The sequence below is a fragment of the Kaistia adipata DSM 17808 genome, assembly GCF_000423225.1.
Classification (GTDB): Bacteria; Pseudomonadota; Alphaproteobacteria; order Rhizobiales; family Kaistiaceae; genus Kaistia; species Kaistia adipata.
The window spans coordinates 1318446-1339485 of sequence record NZ_KE383991.1 but is presented as its reverse complement, the minus strand read 5'-3'; the positions used below and the strand labels follow the sequence as shown (position 1 = coordinate 1339485).

The following is a 21040-nucleotide window of genomic DNA, read 5'->3' as shown; positions in this document are numbered from 1 at the left end:
CATGAACGAGTTTCCCTTCGATCTCGTCATCCGCAACGGCACGGTGGTCACCGCCGCCGACTCGGTGGTCTGCGACATCGCGATCCGCGAGGGGCGGATCGTGGCGCTGGGCGAGGCTCTGCCGCACGGGCACAAGGAGATCGACGCGACAGGGCAATATGTGCTGCCCGGCGGTGTCGACGGCCATTGCCATCTCGACCAGCCGATGGGGCCGGGACTGCGCATGGCCGATGATTTCGAGACCGGCACCCGCTCGGCCGCCTGCGGCGGCACCACGACGGTGATCCCCTTCGCGGCGCAGGTGAAGGGGGAAAGCCTGCGCGGCGCCGTCGACGACTATCACCGCCGCGCCGCGGGGCGCGCCTGCGTCGACTACGCCTTCCACATGATCGTCACCGACCCGTCGCGGCCGGTGATCGCCGAGGAGCTGCCGGCCCTCGTCGACGAAGGCTACACCTCGTTCAAGATCTACATGACCTATGACGACCTCAAGCTCGACGACCGCCAGATCCTGGAATGCCTGGCGGCCGCGCGGCGCGAGGGCGCGATGACGATGATCCACGCCGAGAACGCCGATTGCATCGCCTGGCTGACCGAGGCGCTGGAAGCGGCCGGCCATACCGCGCCCCGCTTCCATGCCACGGCGCGGCCGTCCCTTGTCGAGCGCGAGGCGACGCATCGGGCGCTGTCGCTGGCCGAGCTCGTCGACGTGCCGATCCTGATCGTGCACGTCTCCGGCATCGAGGCGACGGAGCAGATCCGCTGGGCGCAGGCGCGCGGCCATCGCGTCTTCGCCGAAACCTGCCCGCAATATCTGTTCCTGACCGAGAAGCACCTGCATCGCGACGGCTTCGAGGGCGCCAAGTTCGTCTGCAGCCCGCCGCCGCGCGACGAGGCCAATCACGAGGCGATCTGGAACGGGCTCGCGACCGGCGTGTTCGAGGTGTTCTCCTCCGACCACGCGCCGTTCCGCTATGACGACCCGCTCGGCAAGAAGGCGTTCGGCGAATGCGCGTCGTTCCAGTGCATCCCGAACGGCATTCCGGGGCTGGAGACGCGGCTGCCCCTCCTGTTCTCGGAAGGCGTGCTCGGCGGCCGGATCGACATCAACCGCTTCGTGGCGCTGACGTCCACCAACCCGGCCAAGATCTACGGGCTCTATCCGCGCAAGGGGACGATCGCGGTCGGCTCCGACGCCGACATCGCCATCTGGGATCCGGATGTCTCCTGGACGATCACCAACGAGGCGCTGCACCACAATGTCGACTACACGCCCTATGAGGGCATGGAGCTGCGCGGGCGGCCGATCACGACCATCCTGCGCGGCACCGTCGTCTGGCATGACGGGGCGTTCTCCGGCTCGGCGGGGGCGGGGCAGTTCCTGCGGTGCGAACGGCCTCGACCGGCTAGACCGGCGCGGCCCTGAGGCGGCGACGGTCCGGGTCCGGCACAACCGGGCGGTTCATCAAACTGCCATGGGGCTGAGACGCGAGCGTCACGTCGGGCGCTTATGCGGAGCGGGCATTTTCCTCTCCGAAAGGACGTCCCGATGCGTTTGCGCTCCCTTCTCGCCGCCGTGGCCGTGGTGGCCCTGGCCGGCCCGGCCGTGGCGGCCGAGACCTTCCCCGCCAAGCTGGCGGGGCATGCCTATCTCCCGGCCATGACGATGATCGCGCCGCCGGCCGACGCGCCGCGCGATGCCTTCGTCTCCGGCAAGTTCACGGGCAAGACGCGCAATGAAGCGCCGATGAGCGTGATGGGCGACGTCGGCGCCGCCTATGGCAGCCATCCGACCGGCATCTCGCTGCCCTTCCTCGGCCAGCCCGTGCAGGGCATGTCCGGCTTCGCCATGAACCGCGCCCCCGACGGCAGCCTCTACACGCTGACCGACAACGGCTTCGGCAGCAAGGCGAACAGCCCCGACGCGCTGCTGTTCTTCCACCGCATGAAGCCCGACTTCCAGACCGGCAAGGTCGAGCGGATGGAGTCGGTGTTCCTCAGGGATCCCGACCACAAGGTGCCCTTCCGCATCGCCTATGAGGGCACGGAGAGCCGCTACCTGACCGGCGCCGACTTCGATCCCGAGAGCATCCAGGTGCTCGGCGACGAGGTCTGGATCGGCGAGGAATTCGGCCCGTCGATCATCCGCGCCACGCTCGATGGCCGCGTGCTCGCCGTCTACGCGACCGAGCTCGACGGCGAAGTGCTGCGCGGGCCGGACTCCCCCGGCGTCACCGTGCCGGCCGCGCCGGGCAAGGATTTCCGCGTGCAGCGCTCCGGCGGCTATGAGGGCATGGCCCTGCAGCCGAAGACCGACCTGCTCTGGGCGATGCTGGAGAAACCGCTGCTGGGCGCCGACGGCAAGCCGGAAGGCGGCTTCCTGCGGGTCATGACCTTCGATACCGGCAAGGGCGCCTGGACCGGCGACAGCTTCCGCTTCCGTCTCGCCGACGGCGCGACCGCGATCGGCGACTTCAACTTCATCGACGACACCCGCGCGCTGGTGATCGAGCGCGACAATGGCGAGGGCGATCCGAGCCTCGAATGCAAGGGCGAGGACAAGTCGGCCTGCTACCCGCTGCCGGCCAAGGTCAAGAACATCGTGCTGGTCGATACCGCCAGCGTCGACAAGGACGGCTTCATCCGCCGCGTCGCGCAGATCGACCTGATGAACGTCGCCGATCCCGACGGCAAGGCGATCGTCAAGACCGCCGCCGACCGTGACTTGAAGGGCGTCTTCACCTTCCCGTTCTTCACCATCGAGGACGTGATGCGCGTCGACGACACCCACATCATGGTGGCGAACGACAACAACCTGCCGTTCTCGGGCGGTCGCGAGATCGGCAAGGCCGCCGACAACGAGTTCATCCTGCTCGACGTGGCGGATTTCCTCGCCGCGAAGTAAGGCGTCAGCCGCCGCCGGTACTTCAAACGCATCAGGGGCGCGTCCGGCTTCGGCCCGGCGCGCTCTTTCTATTTGGAAGGCGTCGTCTCCCGGGCGCGGACATAGGCGTCGAGCCCGGCGACGAGATGATCGAAGGCAAGCCGCATGCGCCGCACCGTCTTCAGATCCTCGTGCATGGCGACCCAGCATTCGAGCGGATAGGCGAACGCGTCCGGCAGCAGGCGGACGAGGTCGGGATCGCGCGCCGCGAGCGGCGCCTGGCAGACGCCGATGCCGAGGCCGGCGCGGATCGCGGAGAACTGGGTCGTGTCGCTGTCGGTGCGGATCGCGAACATCTCGCGCGTCAGCGGCAGGCCGAGCTTCTGCAGCGCGCGCACCGCCGTCGTTTCGCGGTCGAAGCCGATGAGCGCGTGGCCGGCAAGGGCGTCGAGCGTCGCCGGCGTTCCGCGCCGATCCAGATAGCGGCGATGCGCGTGCAGGCCGAGCTCGATCGCACCGATGCGCCGCGCCAGCAGAGCGGCCTGCGTCGGCGCCACCATGCGGACCGCGATATCCGCCTCGCGCCGCAAAAGGTCCTCGTTGCGGTTCGACACCACCAGCTCGATCGCGATCTGCGGATAGAGACGCTGAAACGGTTCCAGCAGGCGCGGCAGGATCTCGACGCCGACCACCTCGCTCGCCGCGATCCGGACCGCGCCCCGCGCCTCCGCCGCTTCCCCGGAGGCGGTGCGCGCCAGCGCTTCGGCCGCCGCCGCCATGGTTTCGGCATGCGGGCGCAGCTCCAGCGCGGCCTCGGTCGGCGCGAGGCCCAACTGCGACCGCGTGAACAGCACGACGCCGAGGGCTGATTCCAGCTCGTCGATGTGGCGGCCGACGGTCGGCTGCGTCAGGCGCAGGCCGCGCGCGGCGGCGGAGAGACTGCCCTCGCGCAGCACGGCGAGGAAGGAGCGGAGGTGATCCCACGACGGCGTCATTATGCAAAAATGCATGATCACCAGTCGAACTTCAACAATTCCGGATGATGGCGTTCGGGCCGATCTTGTCTGCAGCAACTCGGACAAGGAGCCGGATCATGATGGAGAACAGGATCGCTTTGGTGGTTGGCGCAACGGGCGGGGTCGGCGGCGCGGTGGCGCGGGCGCTTCTCGCCCGGGGCTGGACGGTGCGCGGACTGGCGCGGTCGCCGAAAGCAGCCGCCGCGAAGCCGGGGAGCGCGGGCATCACCTGGATCAAGGGCGACGCCATGAACGCGGCCGAGGTGGTCGCGGCGTCGAAGGGCGCGTCGATCGCCTTCCATGGCGCCAACCCGCCCGGCTATCGCAACTGGAAGGGCCTCGCCCTGCCGATGCTGGAAAGCACCATCACGGCGGCGAAGGCTGCCGGCGCCCGCATCGTCTTTCCCGGCACGGTCTATAATTTCGGACCGGACGCAGGTCCTCTCGTCGACGAGCGATCGCCACAGAACCCGGTCACCCGCAAGGGGCGGATCCGCGTGGCGATGGAAACGCGGCTCCGCCAGGCGGCGGGGGAGGGCACGCCGGTGCTGATCGTGCGGGCCGGCGACTTCTTCGGCCCCCGGGCCGGCAACAACTGGTTCGGGGCGGGCATCGTCAAGGCGGGCGGGGCGGCAAAGCGGATCAGCTATCCCGGCGATCCCGAAGTCGGCCACGCCTGGGCCTATCTGCCGGATCTGGCGGAAACCTTCGCACGCCTCGTCGAACGCGCCGACGATCTCGGCCCGTTCGAGACGTTCCATTTCCGCGGCCACTATTTCGAGCGTGGCATCGAGATCGCGGAGGCGGTGCGCGAGGTTCTCGGCCGGCCCGACATGCCGATCCGGCGCTTCCCATGGCTCGCCGTCAGGCTCGGTGCGCCGTTCATCGAGACGTTCCGGGAGTTGCTGGAGATGCGCTATCTCTGGCGCGAGCGGCTCGAGCTCGACAATCGCAGGCTGGTCGCCTTCCTCGGCGCCGAGCCGCACACGCCGCTCGTCACGGCGCTGCGGGAAACGCTGGTCGGCATGGGCTGCATGCCGGCGGTCGCGCCGATGCCGCCCGGAACCGGGCTGGCGCGGGCGAACTGATCAGGAATTGCCGCTGGCGTGCTGCAGCGCGCGGATGCGCTCGGCCAGGCCACCGGCCGGCGCGGGCTCCTCCGGTGGCGGCGGCAATTCGGTGACGAGGCTCGGCCCGTCGCCGCGCTCGGACGCCAGCCGCGCGACGGCGGCGCCGAATTCGATCAGCTTGCCGCGGAGCAGTTCGGTCTCCTCGGCGCTGGCGGTGCCGGTGCGCTGCTTCAGCGTCGCGACCTCGGCCTCGAGGCGGGCGTTCAGGTCTTCGAGCGCGGTGATCCGGCTGGCGAGCGCGCCGCGCTCTTCCTTGACGGCGATCGCGCCCATTTCGGCCGCTTCGGCCTCGACCAGACGCACGGAGAGATCCTCGATGCGGCCATGCGCCGCCTCGAGGTCGGCCTCGCGCTTCTTCAGCTCGGCGACGGCGGCGCTGATCGCCGCCTCGCTCTCGCTCTGGCGTCCGCTCTGTTCCTCGCTCATGCGGCGCTGGATGGCGAGGTTGGCCTTGAGCGCGGCCATCTCGCTCTCGAAGCCGGCGCTCTCCACCGTGCTGACCGTCGAGCTCATCTTCATCGCGGCGAGCGCGTCGCGCAGATTGTCGAGCTCGGTGTCGCGGGCGATGATTTCCAGGCGCTGCGCCTCGCGCTCGGCCGCCGATTGCTGCGCGGCCAGCTCGGCGGCGGCGAGGTTCTCGCGGGTCAGCGCCAGCGCCCGCTCGGTGGTCGCCTGCTCCGCCATGCCGGTGGCGAGCGCCAGGTCGCTCTCGGCGACGCGCGCTTCCAGCTCGGCGCGACGCGTCTCGAGCGCGACGATGTCATCGGCGGAGAGCGATCCCTGCGCGGTGAGGTGGGTGATCACCTCGCGCTTGCGGTTGATGTCGATGAACTGCTCGGTGACCTGCGCCTTCAGACGCTCGATCGTCTGGTTGAGCGAGCTGATCGACAGCGCGAAGCCGGCGCGGATCTGGTCCTTCTCGGCTTGGATCTCGGCGCGCGTCATCGGCAGCGTCCGTTCCATGTCGCGTCGGGTCAGCCGCAGCGCGCGTCGCCACAGCGGCGGCCCGAGCAGAAGCGCGACGATCCCCGCCGACAGGAAGCCGAGTGCGAAATACATCACTGCTTCGATCAACGCATCGTCTCCCGATGTCGGTCATGCCTGTGGGGAGCCGAAACGGCCGGCCCTTCAGGCATCGGCGTCGCGCGCCCGGCGCGCTTCTCCCTAATGACATCCTCGGAAGTCGAGAGTCCAGCGTAACCGTGCGCGCGCCGGTCGCTCGCGTCATTCTGGCGCCGGTGTTGCGGCGGCGCCGTGACGGTCGTCACAGGCCGATGCGGCGAAGGGACCGCCAGCGGCCGATCAGAAGGGGTTCCAGGTCTGGCGGTCGGTGAACTTCAGATAGCCGACATTGAGGCCGAGGCGGGCGCCGACGCCGGAGACGATCGGCACGATGAAGACGTCGTTGCGCGACAGTACGGTCATGCCGACGCCGCCGACCAGATAGGCCGAGCCGTTGACGCCGCCATAGCGGGTGTAGAGCGCGCTGACCGAAGGCAGGTTGTAGACCAGCATCATGACGCGCGAGCCGTCGCCGCCGATGTCCCAGCCGAGCGACGGGCCCTGGAAGAAGACCTGATGCTGGCCGGCATTCTTGGTGTAGAGCGTGCCGTTGCCGTAGCGCAGGCCCGCGAACAGCGCGCCGGAGCCCTGCTCGCCGAGGATGTAGCCATTGGGCAGGCCGTATTTCGAGACGGCGTGCTCGACCACCGAGGCGAGGCTGCCCGACACTTCGCCGAAGAAGCTGTGGCCGGTATTGATGAGCTCGTCGGAGGAATAGCGGTCCGGACTCTGGGCCTTCGCGGAACCGAGCGCGAGGAACGGGGCGGCCAGCGCGATCAGGGCAATGAGAAAGGTCAGTCGCAGGCTGCGATGCATGTCGGTCGGCTCCTTCGTGTCGTGGCGGCTTCATGGCACGGGCCCGATCCCCGACGGGTGGAGACCGGCAGCAGGCGCGCGAATCACCGTCGAAGTGTAGTTCAAAAATCTGGGCGGGATCTGGGCACGGGGCCGATCGCCCGTCCCGGGCGGCAACCGGCCGGCGGTTGGCAGCATCGGCCCATCGGTGTATCCCCGAAGCGCCCTTTTGATGGGCTGATTCGCGCTGAAACAAGAGGGAATGACGCGTCATGACCAATGAGATCGAACTCGAAGCCCTCGATCTCGCGGCGCTGCTCTGCAGCCGCGTCTGCCACGACATCATCTCCCCGGTCGGCGCCATCAACAACGGACTCGAGGTTCTCGACGAGGAGAACGGCGAGGAGATGAAGGCCTTTGCCTTCGACCTGATCCGCAAGAGCGCGCGCCAGGCTTCGGCCAAGCTGCAGTTCGCCCGTCTCGCCTTCGGCGCGGCCGGTTCCGCCGGCGCCGAGATCGACATCGGCGACGCCGAGAAGGTGGCGCGCGGCTACATGGAGGGCGAGAAGGCCTCGTTCGAATGGACCGCGCCGCGCGCGCTGATGCCGAAGAATCAGGTCAAGCTCATCCTCAACCTGGTGCTGATGGCGGTGGCGGCCGTGCCGCGCGGCGGTCTGATCAAGGTGACGATCACGGGCGAGCCGGCGAAGCCGGAAGTGACCTTCCACTGCTCGGGCCCGAGCGCCCGCATTCCCGCCGCCTTCGAGAAGCTGATCCCCGGCGCGATCGTCGACGTCAACATCGATGCCCATGCCGTGCAGCCCTATTACGCCGGCCTGCTGGCCCGCGTCAGCGGCATGACCGTGGCGGCGGTGCTCGACGGCGCCGATGTCATCATCACGGCACGCCCGGCGGCTGCCGAGGTCGTGGAGCCCGTCGCCGACGAGCCCGTGACCGAGGTGACCGAGGTGACCGAGGAGCAGGCCGCCGCGCCGGTCGCCTCAGCCGAGGCCTGAGGCGGCATTCGCCGCGCGTCCGATCCGGACTTCGAATTCTGACCGCGTCGATCGTCCGATCGGCGCGGTTTTTGTTTGTCCGGAGCTCGGAGGTCGGATTGCGGGCACAAAAAACCCCGCCGCAGCGGGGTTTTCAGTCTGAGCCGGGGGAGGGCCGGCTATGCGCTCGCGCGCATCTCGGCTTCATCCGGCTCGCGCAGCACGTAGCCACGACCCCAGACGGTCTCGATGTAGTTGAGGCCGTTGGTGGCGGTCGCCAGCTTCTTGCGCAGCTTGCAGATGAAGACGTCGATGATCTTCAGTTCGGGCTCGTCCATGCCGCCATAAAGGTGGTTCAGGAACATTTCCTTGGTCAGCGTCGTGCCCTTGCGGAGCGAGAGCAGCTCCAGCATCTGGTATTCCTTGCCGGTCAGGTGCACGCGGCTGCCATGAACTTCGACGGTCTTGGTGTCGAGGTTGACGGTCAGCTCGCCGGTGATGATCACCGACTGGGCATGGCCCTTCGAGCGGCGGACGATGGCGTGGATGCGGGCGACCAGCTCGTCCTTGTGGAACGGCTTGGTCATGTAGTCGTCGGCGCCGAAGCCGAGGCCGCGCACCTTGTCCTCAATGCCGGCGAGGCCGGAGAGGATCAGGATCGGCGTCTTGACCTTGGCGACGCGCAACGACCGCAGGACCTCGTAGCCGGACATGTCCGGCAGGTTCAGGTCGAGCAGAATGATATCGTAGTCGTAGAGCTTGCCGAGATCGACACCCTCTTCGCCGAGATCCGTCGTGTAGACGTTAAAATTCTCGGACTTGAGCATCAGCTCGATGCTCTGCGCAGTGGCGCTGTCGTCCTCGATCAGCAGAACTCGCATACCAATCCCCTCAATTGCCTATCCTGGGCTTGGCGCTCCGGGCCTTGCAGACCGGTGCTTGGAAAACGGCTCACCCCGATTCGAAGGCTAACGCGTAATGGTTAACAAATTCTGATTCGTGCTCACAAGGGCCTCATGCGATTTATTCGAGAATCGCCTGACGTCTTTGAGATTCCGAACGATTTGGTGTGGAAAGCACCGCATCATTCAATTGCACGAAATCCGGTAACCAATTGGTCGGACTCACGGAATTAGGATGAAGGTACCGCAGGACGGGGTTTACCCGCCCTTAAGCCCTCCTGCGCCATGATTAACGCGAGACGTAAATGAAAGGTTAGCGCGAGGTGGGTGGCTTAAGGTTTTGACAAGCCTGATGGCCTTTTGGCAGCGACAATGTGGAAAACGGTCCGTCGCCGCCGCCAATCCCGCAGCTTTGCGTCTCTGTGTTCAGGGAGTAACGAGTATGAAGTCGCGTGAGAGCATCATTCGGCTGAAGCGGTTCCAGGCCGACGAAAAGCGTCGCCAGGTCAATCAGATCCAGACGATGGTCGCCGAGTTCGAGCGCATGGCGCGCGATCTCGAGGATCAGATCAACGTCGAGCAGGAACGCGCCGGCATCCGCGATACCTCCCATTTCGCCTATCCGACCTTCGCCAAGGCGGCGATGCAGCGGCGCGACAATCTCCGCGCCTCGGCGCAGGACCTCGAGAGCCAGCTCGCTGCCGCCCAGGAAGGGCTCAACCTCGCCCTCGACGAACTGAAGAAGGCGGAGCTGATGGCGACGCGCGACCAGGACCGAGGCACCGCGGGCACCGGCCAGCGCGCCCACGCGCCCGATCTCGCCGCCCGCCGGCCGGCCCGCTCGGCGGGTGCCGATCGTCGTTCCTGGTAGCGTCGGCTGTTAGCCTTTCGTTAACCCTGCCGGCCTCAGGCGGGGTCGATCAGCGGCACATGCGGCCCCGCCGTGCGCGGCAGGTGGCCGTCGAGGCGCGGGTCGGTCGAGACCTCGATCGCCAGCTTGAACGGCGTGAAGCCGGAGCGCTTGTAGAAGCGCAGGGCCGCCGGATGATCGAACGAGCAGGTGTGGAGCCAGACGCGCTTCGTGCCGCCGCTCCAGGCCGCCGCCAGCGCCGCCTCCATCAGCTGCCGCGCCGCGCCCGTGCCGGTCGCCTCCGGCACCACGCCGAACATCGCGATCTCGACATTGTCCGGACCGCCTTCGCCGCGATGCAGCTCGGCCAGGCCGATCGGCTCGCCGTCCTGCTCCAGGAAGTGGATCTCCGTCGTCGGCTTCGCCAGCAGCGCCGCCAGCTCCCCGTCCGACATCACCGCGCGCGAGAACCAGAGCCACTCCATGCCGATGCGGGAATAGAGGCCGCGATAGGCGCCGAGCTCCGGTTCCGCGACATGGCGCACGGTGCGCCCCGAGGCGGCCGGGGCAGGGGCCGTCTCCGGCCGCGCCGGCATTTCGAGATAGGTGACGACATTGGCGATCCGGCCGGGCGGCAGGTCGGTGTAGCCGTCGAGGTCGAGGGCGATGGTCTCGGTCATTCCGTGATTTCCCGGTCGAGCAGGTAGCGGGCGGCGGCGAACATCGTCGGGCGGATGTTCGCCCGCGCGGCGAAGACCAGCAGCAGCGCCTCGTTCTCCATGAAATATTCGAGCACCCCGGCCAGGAAGCCGGGATCGGCGGCAGCGTCCCGCAGCGTTTCCGGCCCGAGGCCGACGAGCGCCAGGAAGCGGCCCAGCTCCTCCGGCTCGGACGCCAGGAAGGCCAGCGCCTCGATCGCCAGCCGCTCGGCACCCTCGAGGTCGAGCGGCGGCTCCTTCTGACGGATCATGCATTTGCCTTTCCGAAACGAATCTTCGCTAAATCCAGTTGCGATACCATCTAGTAGACGCCGTCGACGGGATCGAGGGCCGCGAGAAGGGGCGAATGGCAAAGACCGTTCTCGTCGTGGAAGACAACGAGCTCAACATGAAGCTCTTCCACGACCTGCTCGAAGCACATGGCTACAATATCATCCAGACCCGCAACGGCCTGGAAGCGCTCGACCTTGCCCGCGCGCACCGGCCCGACCTGATCCTGATGGACATCCAGCTGCCCGAGGTTTCGGGGCTGGAGGTGACCAAGTGGATCAAGGAGGACGAGGAGCTCCGCGCGATCCCGATCATCGCCGTCACCGCCTTCGCCATGAAGGGCGACGAGGAGCGCATCCGCCAGGGCGGCTGCGAGGCCTATCTCTCCAAGCCGATCTCGATCGGCAAGTTCATCGAGACGGTGAAAACCTACATTGGCGACAGCTGAGGGCGTGACTGCGTGGTGCTTCCGTCTTGGCCGTCCCGCGTGATTCCTCGAATGCGGACGCATCCGGACGGATTTCCCGCGCATGACCGTCATCCTGAGGTGCCCGGCGGAGCCGGGCCTCGAAGGAGGGTTCAGGGATCTTCCGGATGCCGGTGGCATGCGGATTCGCCGGGGTGGCCCGCTGGATGCTCCTTCGAGGCTTCGCTTGCGCGAAGCACCTCAGGATGACGGCGGAGCACGCTGCACGGCATGCAGCCGCAGGGTTCGGCGGGGTACACGCCGCCAAGGCCGAGCGTTGCGAATCCAGCAAGCGCCCAACAAAAAAGGCGCCGAAACGGCGCCCTTTTCGAAACGGTCGAAACCGATCTTACTTGATCTTGGCTTCGCGGAACTCGACGTGCTTGCGCGCGACCGGGTCGTACTTCTTGGCCGAGAACTTCTCGGTCATGGTACGCGAGTTCTTCTTGGTGACGTAGAAGAAGCCGGTGTCAGCGGAGCTCACGAGCTTGATCTTGATCGTGGTGGCCTTGGCCATGGTCAAACCTCAAAATTGTTGCGCGCAACGTAGCAGAAACCGGCCCGGCGCCTTTGTGCGCGCACCCTACGGATTCACGGATGAAAGTCAAGAAAGGTTCTGCGCGCGGCGGGATCGTCCCATGCGAATGAGCAGCATCAGCAGGTAGCCCGCGAAGAACAGGCCGAAACCGACGGCGAATCCGTGCGGGTCCCAGACGTCCATGGCGACGCCGAGCGTCGCCGGGCCGATCAGCCCGCCGAGCGAGTAGCAGAAGATGAAGGCGGCGTTGGCGGCGGCGAGATCGGCGCCGCGGAAGCGCGAGCCGAGATGGGCGAGGCCGACCGTGTAGAGCGAGCCGATGACGCCGCCCCAGATGGCGAGCGCGATCATCAGCGGCCAGAACGAGGCGGCGACGAACGGCAGCACGCCGGCGCCGAGGAGGCCGAAGGTGGCGATGAAGGCCAGCAGCTTGCGGCGGTCCATGCGGTCCGAGAGCAGGCCCATCGGCATCTGCAGCAGGATGTTGCCGATGGTGACCGCGATGCCGAGCAGGATGACCGTCTCGCGGCTGTGGCCGACGCGCTGGCCATAGACCGGCAGCATGGCGAAGGCGCCGCTCTCGATCGTGCCGAACAGGAGCGCCGCGCCGGTCGCCGCCGGCACGAGGAACAGGAAGCGGCCAAAGGCGTGCTTCTCGCGGCGATCCAGCCTGGGCGCGACCTTGAGGCCGCAGAGCACCGGCAGCACGCCGAGCATCAGCACGCAGGAACCGACGACGAAGGGCAGCATGCCGCGCGTGCCGGTCAGCGACAGGATCACGGGTCCCATCGCGAAGCCGATCGCCAGCATTGAGGCGTAGAGCCCCATGATGACGCCGCGCCGGGCGGGTGGCGCCGCGGTGCTGATCCAGAATTCCGAGAGCACGAAAGTGATGGTGACGGCCGCGCCGGCGACGAGGCGCAGGATGAACCAGGCCCAGAACGGCGCGAGATAGAAGAGGGGCAGCGCCGCGGCGAGCATCAGGATCGAGAGCGCCAGCAGCTGCGCCGTGCCGATGCGGGCGGCGAGTTTCGGCACGAAGGGGGTGATGGCGATCGCCGCCAGGCCCCAGGTCGCCGAGTTGAGGCCGATCCAGGTCGAGGAGATGCCGCGGTCCTCGAGCGTCAGCGCCAGCAGCGGCAGGCTGATCGAGAAGGCGAGCCCGACGGCCGGAACGGAGCCGATCGCCGCGACGAGGCCGAGCATGCCGCCACCATCGGTCCGTCGCTCGGGGGGCATGGTCATCGATTCGCCTCGGGTACTGTATGCGGAACTGGGTATGGGATGGATGCGCAGCATCCACCCGCGACGGGCGCCGTTCTAGACGCTGCTTCCGTCGCGGTCGAGGGCCGGCTCAGCCGCGCGGCGCCAGTCCGTGTTCGTCCGGGTCGCCGTCCGGGTCGAAGCCGTGCATGTACATCGCCCATTGCAGGCCGACGACGGAGCCCTTGATCGGGCGCAGGAGGCCGATGGTCAGCACCGCCGTCAGCGGCAGCCAGATCGCCAGATGCGTCACGTTGGAGAGGTGCCAGGCCATCTCGACCATCAGCATCGCCGGCACGACGATGTGGGCGACGATGGTGATGGTGAAATAGGGCGGGGCGTCATCGGCGCGCTGGTGCGAGAGGTCCTCGCCACAGGAAGGGCAGGCATCGACCACCGCCAGGTAGCCGTTGAACAGGCGCCCTTCGCCACAGGCCGGGCAGCGGCAGAGGAAGCCGCGCGACATCGCCTGCCACAAGGAACGCTTGGGCCGCGCCGCCTGCTCCGAACTGCTGATCCACTCGTTCATCCGCATCTCCTTGACGCGGTTGATATCGCGACTGGGTCTCGTGGTACAAGCCGACGCGGCAATCCACCGCGCTGGCGGGCCGGCGGTGGTCGAAAGCGGCTGGCGCCGAAAGCGGCTATGCCGCATGACAAAAGTGATCGAACCGGTCGGGCGGCCTTGTCCCCCGGGGTGATTCTCAATATAGGGATCGCTTCAAATGAACGCGCTCAAAGCCAGTCCCGCCGCAGTGTTCGCGCATCGCCACCTGCTCGGCATCGAAGGTCTCCTGCCTGAGGAGATCACCGCCCTTCTCGATCTGGCCGAACAGGCCGTCGAAGTCAGCCGACAGGTCGAGAAGAAGAAGTCCGTCCTGCGCGGACGCACCCAGATCAACCTGTTCTTCGAGGCCTCGACGCGGACCCAGTCCTCGTTCGAGCTCGCCGGCAAGCGCCTCGGCGCCGACGTCATGAACATGTCAGTCGGCTCGTCCTCGGTGAAGAAGGGCGAGACGCTCATCGATACGGCGATGACGCTGAACGCCATGAACCCGGACATCCTGGTCGTGCGCCACCACGCCGCCGGCGCGGTGCATCTGCTCGCGCAGAAGGTCGGCTGCTCGGTGATCAACGCCGGCGATGGCGCCCACGAGCACCCGACCCAGGCGCTGCTCGACGCGCTGACGATCCGCCGGCACAAGGGCCCGATCCACGACCTGACGGTGGCGATCTGCGGCGACATCCTGCATTCGCGCGTCGCCCGCTCGAACATCATGCTTTTGAACGCGCTCGGCGCGCGGGTGCGCTGCATTGGCCCGTCGACGCTGCTGCCCAAGGGCCTCGATCGCCTCGGCGTCGAGATCTACACCGACATGCGGCGGGGCCTGAAAGACGTCGACATCGTCATGATGCTGCGCCTGCAGCGCGAGCGCATGGACGGCTCCTTCGTGCCGTCGACGCGCGAATATTTCCACTTCTTCGGTCTCGACGCGGAAAAGCTGGCGCTGGCGAAGCCCGATGCGCTCGTCATGCATCCCGGCCCGATGAACCGCGGCGTCGAGATCGACTCGGCCATCGCCGACGGTCCGCAGAGCCTGATCCGCGACCAGGTCGAGATGGGCGTCGCCGTGCGCATGGCGGTGCTCGAAGCCCTGGCCCAGAACCTTCCGAACGGATGAGGGCGAGATGAACGCCGACCGCCTGAACCCGACCGAGCGTCCGCTCGTCCTCGAAAACGCCCGCGTCGTCGATCCCTCGCGGGATCTCGACGCGCCGGGCAGCGTCATCGTCGCCAATGGCCTGATCGTCGCCGCCGGCCCCGAGGCCGACGCGGCCGCGCGCCCCGAAGGCGCCGAGATCGTCGACTGCCGCGGCAAGGTCGTCATGCCCGGCCTGATCGACATGCGCGTCTTCGTCGGCGAGCCCGGCGCCGAGCACCGCGAGACCTTCGCCTCGGCCGGCCAGTCCGCCGCCGCCGGCGGCGTCACCACCATGATCACCATGCCGGACACCGACCCGGTGATCGACGACGTGGCGCTGGTCGACTACATCGCCCGCCGCACGCGCGACACGACGCTGGTGCGCGTGCTGCCGATGGCCGCGATCACCAAGGGCCTCAAGGGCCGCGAGATGACCGAGTTCGGCCTCTTGCGCGAGGCCGGCGCCGTCGCCTTCACCGACGGGCGGCATTCGATCACCAACGCGCTGGTGCTGCGCCGGGCGCTGACCTATGCGCGCGATTTCGGCGCGCTGGTCATGCACCACGCGGCCGATCCCGATCTGACCGGATCGGGCGTGATGAACGAGGGCGAGACGGCGACCCGGCTCGGCCTCTCCGGCATCCCTAGGGAAGCCGAGATCATCATGCTGGAGCGCGACCTGCGGCTCGCGGCGCTGACGCGCGGCCGCTATCACGCGGCGCAGATCTCTTGCGCCGAATCGCTCGAGATCATCCGCCGCGCCAAGAAGGCGGGTCTCTCCGTCTCCTGCGGCGTCTCGGCGACGCATCTGACGCTGAACGAGCTCGACATCGGCCCGTACCGCACCTTCTTCCGCCTGTCGCCGCCGCTCCGTTCGGAGGACGACCGCCAGGCGATGATCGAGGGCATCGCGGACGGCACGATCGACGTCATCGTCTCCAGCCACGATCCGCAGGACGTCGACACCAAGCGCCATCCGTTCGCGGAAGCGGCCGACGGCGCGGTCGGCCTCGAGACGCTGCTCGCGGCGGCGCTCCGCCTCGTCAACAATGGCGAGGCGACGCTTTCCGCCGTGGCGCGGGCGCTCTCGACCCGCCCGGCCGATCTGCTCGGCCTGCCCGGCGGCCGCCTGACCGAGGGCGCGCCGGCCGACCTCATCCTCGTCGATCCGGCGATGCCGTGGATCTGCGACGGCGAGAAGCTGCGCTCGCGCTCGAAGAACACGCCGTTCGAAGGCGCGCGTTTCGAGGGCCGGGTGCTGCGGACCATCGTTGCAGGACGCACGGTCTACGAATACGCTGCCGACTGACGCGCACGGATCAATTCGGGGGAAACTGCCATGCCGTTCGGCTGGGATCTGAGCGCCGCGCTGGCGCTCGCGGCGCTGGTGCTCGGCTATCTGTTCGGCTCGATTCCGTTCGGCCTGCTCCTGACCCGTTCCGCCGGCCTCGGTGACATCCGCTCGATCGGCTCGGGCAATATCGGCGCCACCAACGTGCTCCGGACCGGCAACAAGAAGCTCGCCGCGGCGACGCTTCTCGGCGACGCGCTGAAGGGCACGGCGGCGGTGCTGCTCGCCGGCTGGCTCTGGGGCCCGCAGGCGGCGATCGTCGCCGGCCTCGGCGCCTTCCTTGGCCACATCTTCCCGGTCTGGCTGCGCTTCCGGGGCGGCAAGGGCGTCGCCACCTATCTCGGCGTGCTGATCGGCCTCGCCTGGCCGGTGGCGATCCTGTTCGCCATTGTCTGGCTCGCGATGGCCTATCTGACGCGCTATTCGTCGCTCTCGGCGCTGACCGCCAGCGTCGCCGCGCCGCTCGCCTTTCTCGGGCTCGGGCAATACGACAAGGCGATCCTGTTCATCATCCTCGCCTTGCTCCTCTTCCTGAAGCACCGGCCGAACATCGCGCGGCTGCTTTCCGGCACCGAAAGCCGGATCGGCCAGAAGGGCTGAGGCGATGGCGCGCGGGACCGGAATTCCCCGCGCCGTCCCGCTCACCGATGCCGAGCGCCTGGATTGGCTCCGCCTGATCCGGAGCGAGAATGTCGGCCCGGCGACCTTTCGCGACCTTCTCCATCATTGCGGCAGCGCCGCCGCGGCGCTGGCCCGCCTGCCGGAGCTGGCGGCGCGCGGCGGCCGTCGCATCCGCCTGGCGGCGCCTGCCGAGGCCGAGCGCGAGATCGCCGCGCTGGCGCGGCTCGGCGGGCGCTTCGTCGGGCTGGGCGAGCCGGACTATCCTTCCTGGCTGGCCGAGATCGACGCGCCGCCGCCGCTCCTCGCCATCCGCGGCGCATCGGCGCAGCTGTCGCGGCCGATGATCGCCGTCGTCGGCGCCCGCAACGCCTCCGTCGCCGGGCGGCGCATGGCGCAGCTTCTCGCCGCGGGGCTGGGCGCGGCCGGCCATGTCGTGGTGTCGGGCCTGGCGCGCGGCATCGACGCGGCGGCGCATGAGGCGGCGCTCGCCGGCGGCACGGTGGCGGTCTTCGCCGGCGGGCTCGACCGGCTCTATCCGCCGGAGAACGCGGCGCTCGCCGACCGCATCCTGGCGGCGGGCGGCGTCCACCTCTCCGAGATGCCGCTCGGCTGGGAGCCGCGCGCGCGGGATTTTCCGAGGCGGAACCGGCTGGTCTCCGGCATGGCGGCCGGCGTGGTGGTGGTCGAGGCGGCGGAGCGCTCGGGCTCGCTGATCACGGCGCGGCTCGCCGGCGAGCAGGGCAGGGTGGTGTTCGCCGTGCCGGGTTCGCCGCTCGATCCGCGCGCCGCCGGCGCCAACCGGCTGATCAAGCAAGGCGCGCATCTGGTGACCGATGTCGACGACATCCTCGACGTCGTCGCGCCGATGCTGGGGCGAGGCCGGCCCAGGACCGATGCCTGGCCCGAGGGCGAGGCGTCGGAGGCCGGGCTCGGCGAGCCGGCGTCGCCGGACGAGCGCGACCGGGCGCTGCTGGTCGAGGCGCTGGGGCCGGTCCCGACCGAGATCGACGCCGTGATTCGCCTGACCGGCCTCGCGGCCGGTCTGGTCAGCGTGCTGCTGCTGGAGCTCGACCTTGCCGGGCGCATCGAGCGGCATCCAGGCCAGCGCGTGTCGCTGATCGGGGCCGGGCCGGGCTAGGCGTCGTCGGGGCTTGGAGAGAATTCGAAGTCTGCGGTCGCGGAGGCCAGACGGCTGCGCATCGTCCGGTGGATGCCTCTTGCCTCCTCCTCGGCGACCGAGAGCAGGTAGGCCAGGAACTCGAACTCCGCGTTGGTGGCGAGCCCCTTCAGATCCTTCGTCATCTCGGCGATGTAGCCGGAGATGCCGAGCTTCAGTTCGTGAATCGGTTCAGTCGCCACTTCCGTGGCGCTTGTTTGCCCTTGCGAAGGCGCCATATCAGGGTCCTCGATGGTGGTTGCATCAGCCCAGCCTCGAATATAATTGCAAGGTCGAAATATATGCAACCCATCGGGGTTCGGGGCGGTTTGGGCAGCCTATGCTGGTTCTCGTCGCGCCGAAGCGGGCGAGGGCTTCATTGACAGGCCGGGTGCTTTCCGGGATTGTCCAGCCCGACTGCGCCCACGACCGTGGGAGTGGCGGCGCGACCGCCTCGTTCCATTCCTCGTCTGACCGGGCGCGTTGGCTCGTTCGACCTTTTCGTAAATGGCATTGATGAATCTCGTCATCGTGGAGTCGCCTGCAAAGGCGAAAACGATCAACAAATACCTCGGCTCGTCCTACCAGGTCGTGGCGTCCTATGGTCATGTGCGCGACCTGCCGTCGAAGGACGGCTCGGTGCTGCCGGACGAGGACTTCGCCATGAGCTGGGAGGCGGACCCGAAGTCCGCCAAGCGCCTCACCGACATGGCCGCCGCCGCCAAGGCCGCCGACCGCATCATCCTCGCAACCGACCCGGATCGCGAAGGGGAGGCGATTTCCTGGCACGTGCTCGAGGTCTTGAAGCAGAAGCGCGCGCTCAAGGACAAGCCGGTCGAGCGCGTCGTCTTCAACGCGATCACCAAGCAGGCCGTGCTCGAGGCGATGAAGAACCCGCGCCCGATCGACGAGGCGCTGGTCGATGCCTATCTGGCGCGCCGCGCGCTCGACTATCTGGTCGGCTTCACGCTGTCGCCGGTGCTGTGGCGCAAGCTGCCGGGCGCCCGTTCGGCCGGCCGCGTGCAGTCGGTGGCGCTCCGCCTCGTCTGCGACCGCGAGAACGAGATCGAGATCTTCAAGCCGCGCGAATACTGGTCGCTGGTGGCGACGCTGGCGACGCCGCGCGGCGACGAGTTCGAGGCGCGCCTGGTCGGCGCCGACGGCAAGAAGATCAGCCGCCTCGACGTCGGCACCGCCGAGGAGGCGGAAGCGTTCCGCGCCGCGCTCGACGCCGGTCGCTACACCGTCGCCGAGATCGAGTCGAAGCCGGCCAAGCGCCATCCCTTCGCGCCCTTCACCACCTCGACCCTGCAGCAGGAAGCGAGCCGCAAGCTCGGCTTCGCGCCGAACCGCACCATGCAGCTGGCGCAGCGCCTCTATGAAGGCGTCGACATCGGCGGCGAGACGGTCGGTCTCATCACCTATATGCGTACCGACGGCGTCGACATGGCGCCGGAGGCGGTCGACGCCGTGCGCGGTGTCATCGGCCAGGACTTTTCCGCCAGGCACCTGCCCGGCGCGCCGCGCAAATACCAGGTGAAGGCGAAGAACGCCCAGGAAGCGCACGAGGCGATCCGTCCGACCGACCCGCAGCGCCGCCCGCGCGACGTCGCCCGCTATGTCGACGAGGACCAGGCCCGCCTGTACGAGCTGATCTGGAAGCGCACGGTCGCGAGCCAGATGGAATCGGCCGAGATGCAGCGCACCGCCGTCGACATCCTGGTCGACGCCGGCGGCCGCAAGATCGATCTCCGCGCCTCGGGCCAGGTCATGACCTTCGACGGCTTCCTCGCCCTCTACAACGAGGACAAGGACGACGACGGCGACGAGGACGAAGGCCGCCTGCCGCGCATGGAGAAGGGCGAGACGCTGACCAAGAAGGCGATCGCCAAGACCCAGCATTTCACCGAGCCGCCGCCGCGCTACAGCGAGGCGACGCTGGTGAAGCGCATGGAAGAGCTCGGCATCGGCCGTCCCTCGACCTATGCCGCGACGCTCGGCGTGCTGCGCGACCGCGAATATGTGCGGATCGAGAAGAAGCGCCTGGTGCCGGAAGACAAGGGCCGCCTCGTGACGGCCTTCCTGCAGAGCTTCTTCTCCCGCTATGTCGAGTACGACTTCACCGCCGATCTCGAAGAGAAGCTCGACCAGATCTCGGCCGGCGAAATCGCCTGGAAGGACGTGCTGCGCGAGTTCTGGCAGCAGTTTTCGGCCAATGTCGGCGACACCAAGGAGCTGCGCGTGGCGCAGGTCCTGGACGCGCTCAACGACCTGCTCGGCCCGCATATCTTCCCGGCCAAGGCCGATGGCAGCGATCCGCGCGCCTGCCCGTCCTGCGGCACCGGCCGCCTGTCGCTGAAGCTCGGCAAGTTCGGTTCGTTCATCGGCTGCTCGAACTACCCGGAGTGCCGCTACACGCGCCAGCTCGCCGTCTCCGGCGATGAGGCCTCGCCCGGCGAGAACGGCGAGAACGGTTCGGCGCTCGGCGCCGACGGCACCAAGGTGCTCGGCACCGATCCGGAGACGGGCCTCGAGGTGACTTTGCGCACCGGCCGCTTCGGCCCCTATGTCCAGCTCGGCGAGCCGGAGGGCAAGGAGAAGCCGAAACGGTCGAGCCTGCCCAAGGGCTGGGAGGCGGGAAGCCTGACGCTCGAGAAGGCGTTGGCGCTGCTGTCACTGCCGCGCGAGGTCGGCATGCATCCCGAGGACGGCAAGCCGATCCAGGCGGGCATCGGCCGCTACGGGCCGTTCCTGCTGCATGACGGCAAATACGCCAATCTCGAAAGCGTCGACGAGGTCTTCGACGTCGGCATCAACCGCGCCGTCGCGGTCATCGCCGAGAAGAAGGCGCGCGGGGGCCGCCCGGCACGCGCCGGCGCCGAGCCCTTGAAGACGCTTGGCGACCATCCGACATTGGGCGGGGCGATCACGGTCCATGCTGGCAAGTATGGTCCCTACGTCAAGCATGGCGCCGTCAACGCGACGCTGCCGAAGACGCTGCCGCCCGAGACCGTTTCGCTCGAAGAGGCCGTCGCGCTGATCGCCGAGAAGGCGGGCAAGACGCCGGTCAAGAAGACGCGCGCCGCCGCCAAGCCGAAGGCCGAGAAGGCCCCGGCCAAGAAGCCGGCGGCGAAGAAGGCTACCACCAAGAAGGCCGAGGCCGCGGACGACGCGGCGCCGGTCAAGAAGGCCCCGGCCAAGAAGCCGGCCGCCAAGAAGACCACCGCCAAGAAGGCGGCGACGGAGGCGGACGCCGGCTAGCCGGCGGAAGCGTCGCACCATCGAGGCCGGCTGTTGCCAGAAATGGCGCGGCCGGCCA

21 protein-coding genes are annotated in these 21040 nt (G+C 68.2%); 11 read left to right on the top strand and 10 right to left on the bottom strand.

The window, feature by feature from the left end; all coding sequences use genetic code 11:
* The first annotated feature begins 1 nt into the window (after position 1).
* Positions 2 to 1426, top strand: coding sequence for a dihydropyrimidinase (gene hydA / locus G539_RS0119095; RefSeq protein WP_029076615.1), 1425 nt, complete (start codon positions 2 to 4; stop codon positions 1424 to 1426).
* 123 nt (positions 1427 to 1549) lie between these two features.
* On the top strand, positions 1550 to 2905 hold the full coding sequence (locus tag G539_RS0119090; RefSeq protein WP_029076614.1) for an esterase-like activity of phytase family protein: 1356 nt from the start codon (positions 1550 to 1552) through the stop codon (positions 2903 to 2905).
* 68 nt (positions 2906 to 2973) lie between these two features.
* Here G539_RS0119090 and G539_RS0119085 read toward each other — a convergent pair whose 3' ends face one another.
* Complete coding sequence (locus tag G539_RS0119085; protein ID WP_035831599.1) at positions 2974 to 3879, bottom strand: LysR family transcriptional regulator; 906 nt, start codon at positions 3877 to 3879, stop codon at positions 2974 to 2976.
* Between the two features lie 98 nt (positions 3880 to 3977).
* Between G539_RS0119085 and G539_RS0119080 the strand changes: the two genes are divergently transcribed.
* Positions 3978 to 4988, top strand: coding sequence for an NAD-dependent epimerase/dehydratase family protein (locus G539_RS0119080; RefSeq protein ID WP_029076612.1), 1011 nt, complete (start codon positions 3978 to 3980; stop codon positions 4986 to 4988).
* Here the strand turns inward: G539_RS0119080 and G539_RS0119075 are convergent, their stop codons facing one another.
* Together G539_RS0119075 and G539_RS0119070 are read right to left on the bottom strand one after the other, a co-directional pair.
* Positions 4989 to 6104, bottom strand: coding sequence for a coiled-coil domain-containing protein (locus G539_RS0119075; RefSeq protein ID WP_156912044.1), 1116 nt, complete (start codon positions 6102 to 6104; stop codon positions 4989 to 4991).
* Positions 6105 to 6332: 228 nt separating this feature from the next.
* On the bottom strand, positions 6333 to 6908 hold the full coding sequence (locus G539_RS0119070) for a DUF1134 domain-containing protein (protein WP_051231679.1): 576 nt from the start codon (positions 6906 to 6908) through the stop codon (positions 6333 to 6335).
* A 251-nt stretch (positions 6909 to 7159) separates the two neighbouring features.
* On the opposite strand from G539_RS0119070, the gene chpT reads away from it, so the two are divergent.
* Positions 7160 to 7903, top strand: coding sequence for a histidine phosphotransferase ChpT (chpT, locus tag G539_RS25495; RefSeq protein ID WP_051231677.1), 744 nt, complete (start codon positions 7160 to 7162; stop codon positions 7901 to 7903).
* A 158-nt stretch (positions 7904 to 8061) separates the two neighbouring features.
* On the opposite strand, the gene ctrA is transcribed toward chpT, so the two are convergent.
* Complete coding sequence (ctrA, locus tag G539_RS0119060) at positions 8062 to 8763, bottom strand: response regulator transcription factor CtrA (protein ID WP_018181265.1); 702 nt, start codon at positions 8761 to 8763, stop codon at positions 8062 to 8064.
* Positions 8764 to 9226: 463 nt separating this feature from the next.
* Here ctrA and G539_RS0119055 point away from each other — a divergent pair, with 463 nt between their 5' ends.
* The gene (locus G539_RS0119055; protein ID WP_029076609.1) at positions 9227 to 9655 is read left to right on the top strand and encodes a flagellar export protein FliJ; all 429 of its coding nucleotides are present in this window, start codon (positions 9227 to 9229) and stop codon (positions 9653 to 9655) included.
* A gap of 35 nt (positions 9656 to 9690) precedes the next feature.
* On the opposite strand, the gene G539_RS0119050 is transcribed toward G539_RS0119055, so the two are convergent.
* Positions 9691 to 10314, bottom strand: a complete 624-nt coding sequence (locus tag G539_RS0119050) for a GNAT family N-acetyltransferase (protein ID WP_029076608.1) — start codon at positions 10312 to 10314, stop codon at positions 9691 to 9693.
* Positions 10311 to 10604, bottom strand: coding sequence for a DUF3572 domain-containing protein (locus G539_RS0119045; RefSeq protein ID WP_029076607.1), 294 nt, complete (start codon positions 10602 to 10604; stop codon positions 10311 to 10313). The genes G539_RS0119050 and G539_RS0119045 overlap by 4 nt, the downstream gene beginning before the upstream one ends.
* A 95-nt stretch (positions 10605 to 10699) precedes the next feature.
* On the opposite strand from G539_RS0119045, the gene G539_RS0119040 reads away from it, so the two are divergent.
* Positions 10700 to 11071, top strand: coding sequence for a response regulator (locus G539_RS0119040; protein WP_029076606.1), 372 nt, complete (start codon positions 10700 to 10702; stop codon positions 11069 to 11071).
* A gap of 367 nt (positions 11072 to 11438) precedes the next feature.
* On the opposite strand, the gene rpmG is transcribed toward G539_RS0119040, so the two are convergent.
* The 3 genes from rpmG to G539_RS0119025 form a co-directional block, all read right to left on the bottom strand.
* Positions 11439 to 11606 carry a 50S ribosomal protein L33 gene (gene rpmG / locus G539_RS0119035; RefSeq protein ID WP_018181260.1) on the bottom strand — a complete coding sequence of 56 codons (168 nt, stop codon included), beginning with the start codon at positions 11604 to 11606 and terminating at the stop codon, positions 11439 to 11441.
* A gap of 87 nt (positions 11607 to 11693) precedes the next feature.
* Complete coding sequence (locus G539_RS0119030) at positions 11694 to 12872, bottom strand: MFS transporter (protein ID WP_051231675.1); 1179 nt, start codon at positions 12870 to 12872, stop codon at positions 11694 to 11696.
* Positions 12873 to 12981: 109 nt separating this feature from the next.
* Positions 12982 to 13419, bottom strand: coding sequence for a DUF983 domain-containing protein (locus G539_RS0119025; protein ID WP_029076604.1), 438 nt, complete (start codon positions 13417 to 13419; stop codon positions 12982 to 12984).
* A gap of 196 nt (positions 13420 to 13615) precedes the next feature.
* On the opposite strand from G539_RS0119025, the gene G539_RS0119020 reads away from it, so the two are divergent.
* The 4 genes from G539_RS0119020 to dprA are packed head-to-tail and all read left to right on the top strand — an operon-like array spanning position 13616 to position 17703.
* A complete protein-coding gene (locus tag G539_RS0119020; RefSeq protein WP_035831593.1) occupies positions 13616 to 14572 on the top strand; it encodes an aspartate carbamoyltransferase catalytic subunit in 957 nt (318 codons plus the stop codon).
* Positions 14573 to 14579: 7 nt separating this feature from the next.
* Positions 14580 to 15902, top strand: coding sequence for a dihydroorotase (locus G539_RS0119015; RefSeq protein WP_029076602.1), 1323 nt, complete (start codon positions 14580 to 14582; stop codon positions 15900 to 15902).
* A gap of 30 nt (positions 15903 to 15932) precedes the next feature.
* Positions 15933 to 16544, top strand: a complete 612-nt coding sequence (plsY, locus tag G539_RS0119010) for a glycerol-3-phosphate 1-O-acyltransferase PlsY (protein WP_051231673.1) — start codon at positions 15933 to 15935, stop codon at positions 16542 to 16544.
* 4 nt (positions 16545 to 16548) lie between these two features.
* Positions 16549 to 17703, top strand: a complete 1155-nt coding sequence (gene dprA / locus G539_RS0119005) for a DNA-processing protein DprA (RefSeq protein WP_029076600.1) — start codon at positions 16549 to 16551, stop codon at positions 17701 to 17703.
* On the opposite strand, the gene G539_RS0119000 is transcribed toward dprA, so the two are convergent.
* Entirely contained in the window at positions 17700 to 17924 is a 225-nt protein-coding gene (locus G539_RS0119000; RefSeq protein WP_029076599.1) for a hypothetical protein, read from the bottom strand. The two genes, dprA and G539_RS0119000, sit on opposite strands and share 4 nt — an antisense overlap.
* Before the next feature lie 313 nt (positions 17925 to 18237).
* Between G539_RS0119000 and topA the strand changes: the two genes are divergently transcribed.
* Positions 18238 to 20982 carry a type I DNA topoisomerase gene (gene topA / locus G539_RS0118995; RefSeq protein ID WP_029076598.1) on the top strand — a complete coding sequence of 915 codons (2745 nt, stop codon included), beginning with the start codon at positions 18238 to 18240 and terminating at the stop codon, positions 20980 to 20982.
* Positions 20983 to 21040 lie beyond the last annotated feature (58 nt).